This window comes from Pseudomonadota bacterium (assembly GCA_034189865.1).
Lineage (GTDB): Bacteria > Pseudomonadota > Gammaproteobacteria > UBA5335 > UBA5335 > JAXHTV01.
In genome coordinates this window covers 1-3,041 of the sequence record JAXHTV010000060.1, presented here as the reverse complement: position 1 = coordinate 3,041, position 3,041 = coordinate 1, and the positions used below count along the sequence as shown (strand labels likewise).

The window sequence follows — 3,041 nt, the reverse complement described above, 5'->3', positions numbered from 1 at the left end:
GCCATTGCCAATATTCGTGACGGTAACGATCGGCAATGGCATGACGGGACAAGGGTACCGGTTTGGCGCTGCCCATTGTGGGTTCCCACAAAGCCCAACGGGGCGAAACGGCTGCTCCACTTAGCGAGTTTTGCCGCTAGCAGCACGCCCGTGGCACTCGCTCAGGCGCGGTGGCGGCCGAATTTAGTCTTTACCGTTGAACCCACGCTATTCTCTGCGCCGGTTGCACTGCTGACGGCCAAGCTATCAGGTGCGAAAAGCTGGCTTCATATTCAGGATTTGGAAGTCGATGCAGCGTTCGATATGGGCTTGCTGCCCAAAGGGTACTTAAAACATGTGGCACTTTGGCTCGAACATGCATTGTTATCGCGGTTCGATCGGATCACGACAATTTCCGAGCGCATGCTTGCACGGGTGGAGGAGAAAAACTACCCACCGGAAAAGTTGTCGCTATTTCCCAACTGGGCCGACATCAATACGATTCACCCGCTTCCAGACAAAGCCAGCCCTTTTCGGCTAGAGCTCGATATTAAAGAGGACCAAACGGTCGCTCTGTACGCGGGCAATTTAGGCGAGAAACAGGGCCTGGAATTACTGGCGGATGCAGCCAGAATGCTAAAAGATCGAAGGGATATCGTCTTTGTCATCGCTGGCGCTGGCAGCGCCAGGGAACGACTCAAAGACCAAACCAGCGACCTACCCAATGTCCGCTGGTTGCCACTTCAGCCCCTCGAGCGACTGAATGATTTGCTAAGCCTTGCAGACATACACTTGCTACCGCAGCGCGCTGATGCTGCTGACTTGGTGATGCCATCTAAACTGACCGGTATGCTAGCAAGCGGTAGGCCCGTGGTGGCAACCGTGACCCCCGAAACACAAGTTGGGCGTATTGTGGAAACCTGTGGAATATTAGCTGCTCCTGGAGATACGACGGCACTGACAGAAGCGATTGCCGCGCTTGCCGCTGATACCGTCAAACGTCGTCGCTTGGGTAACGCCGCCCGTGCTTACGCCGAGCGAAATCTCGATCGAGACGCAATTATGAACCGCTTTTCGGAGACAGCGATGACCCTTTGTCATTTGCCCGCTGAGAAGGAAACTGCATGAGCAAGCGAGCGCTCATCACCGGCATCACCGGACAGGACGGCATGTACCTAGCGGAGCTGCTCCTGGCTAAAGGCTATGAGGTACACGGCATAAAACGCCGGGCTTCTTCATTCAACACCCAACGGATTGATCATCTCTACCAGGACCCGCACGAACCGGAACGGCGGATGGTCTTGCATTACGGCGACCTGACCGATGCCACCAACCTAATCCGTGTCGTGCAAGAAGTACAACCGGATGAAATTTACAACTTGGCCGCCCAAAGTCACGTCGCCGTTTCCTTCGAAACACCGGAGTATACGGCCAATGCCGATGGCATCGGCACGCTCCGCTTGCTGGAAGCGATCCGCATTTTGGGGATGGAAGAAAAGACCCGGTTCTACCAAGCCAGCACTTCTGAACTGTACGGCAAAGTGCAAGCGATCCCACAGGATGAAAACACACCTTTCTATCCTCGCTCGCCCTATGCTGCAGCCAAGCTTTATGCCTATTGGATTACCGTCAACTACCGCGAGGCCTACGGAATTTACGGCTGCAACGGGATTCTGTTTAACCACGAATCCCCGGTTCGCGGGGAAACGTTCGTCACACGCAAAATCACTCGCGCCTTGGCCAGAATCAAACTGGGTCTACAAGAACGGCTCTACCTTGGCAATCTGGATGCCCTGCGGGACTGGGGACACGCCCGCGATTACGTGGAAGCGCAATGGCTAATACTCCAGCAAGACGAACCGGATGATTACGTCATCGCCACCGGCGAACAACACTCCGTGAGAGAGTTTGTGACTCTCGCCTGCGAGGAGTTGGGCATTGGCCTCCGATGGGAAGGATCGGGCATCGAAGAAAAGGCGTTCGACGTGCGAAGCGGCGACTGCGTCGTCGCCGTGGATAGTCGCTACTTTCGGCCGACGGAAGTGGACACCCTGCTGGGTGATCCAAGCAAAGCCAAGAGAAAGCTTGAATGGGAACCCAAAGTCCGCTTCCGAGAACTGGTTGCAGAAATGATTCGCGAGGATTTGAAAGACGCCGAAAAGGACGAACTGTGTCGACGTGAAGGATATCGGACATTTAATCACCATGAATAAAAACGCGCGGGTATTCGTCGCCGGCCATCGGGGCTTGGTGGGTTCGGCCATCGTGAGGCGTCTGGAAGCGGGTGGGTTTGAGCATCTGTTGCTTCGGACGCGAGCGGAGCTGGATCTATGCAGCCAAGCGGCCGTTGACGATTTCTTTAGAACCGAGCGACCCGAGTATGTTTTTCTCGCTGCGGCGAAGGTTGGTGGTATTCATGCCAATGACATCTACCCCGCCGAGTTCATCCGGGATAATTTGCTCATCCAAACCAACGTCATCAATGCCGCTTATGAGCATGGCGTTTCCAAGCTTCTGTTCTTGGGTTCATCGTGCATTTACCCCAAGCACGCACCGCAACCCATGCCGGAGGATTGCTTGCTGACCGGCCCGCTGGAGCCCACCAACGAGTGGTATGCGGTCGCGAAGATCGCGGGCATCAAGATGTGTCAGGCGTATCGCCGGCAGTATGGCTTTAACGCCATTTCGCTCATGCCCACCAATCTTTACGGACCCGGGGACAATTTCGACCTGGCCAACTCCCATGTGCTGCCCGCGCTAATCCGCAAGTTTCATGAAGCCAAAGAGGCCGAAACGCCCACCGTGACGGTGTGGGGCACCGGTAATCCACGGCGCGAGTTTTTGCACGTGGATGATTTGGCCGATGCCTGCGTTTTCTTGATGGACCACTACGAATCGGAACAAATCGTTAATGTTGGCGTGGGTGAGGACGTTTCCATCGCCGAGTTGGCCTCGTTGGTGGCGAAAGTGGTGGGCTACGAAGGACGAATCGTTTACGACACCAGCAAACCCGACGGCACGCCCCGCAAACTGCTGGACGTCTCGCGGCTGCGGGATTTGGG

Annotated in this window: 3 protein-coding genes; all 3 read left to right on the top strand. The window is 55.6% G+C overall.

Going from position 1 to position 3,041, the window contains the following annotated elements; genetic code table 11:
• Window positions 1-3: 3 nt before the first annotated feature.
• Window positions 4-1,107: a WcaI family glycosyltransferase gene (locus SVU69_13630; GenBank protein ID MDY6944037.1), complete on the top strand. Its 1,104-nt coding sequence runs from the start codon at window positions 4-6 to the stop codon at window positions 1,105-1,107.
• Window positions 1,104-2,192: a GDP-mannose 4,6-dehydratase gene (gene gmd / locus SVU69_13625; protein MDY6944036.1), complete on the top strand. Its 1,089-nt coding sequence runs from the start codon at window positions 1,104-1,106 to the stop codon at window positions 2,190-2,192. Before SVU69_13630 ends, gmd begins: the two co-directional genes overlap by 4 nt.
• Window positions 2,185-3,041: GDP-L-fucose synthase (locus SVU69_13620; protein ID MDY6944035.1), on the top strand; the 857-nt coding region annotated here is incomplete at its 3' end. The genes gmd and SVU69_13620, both read left to right, overlap by 8 nt.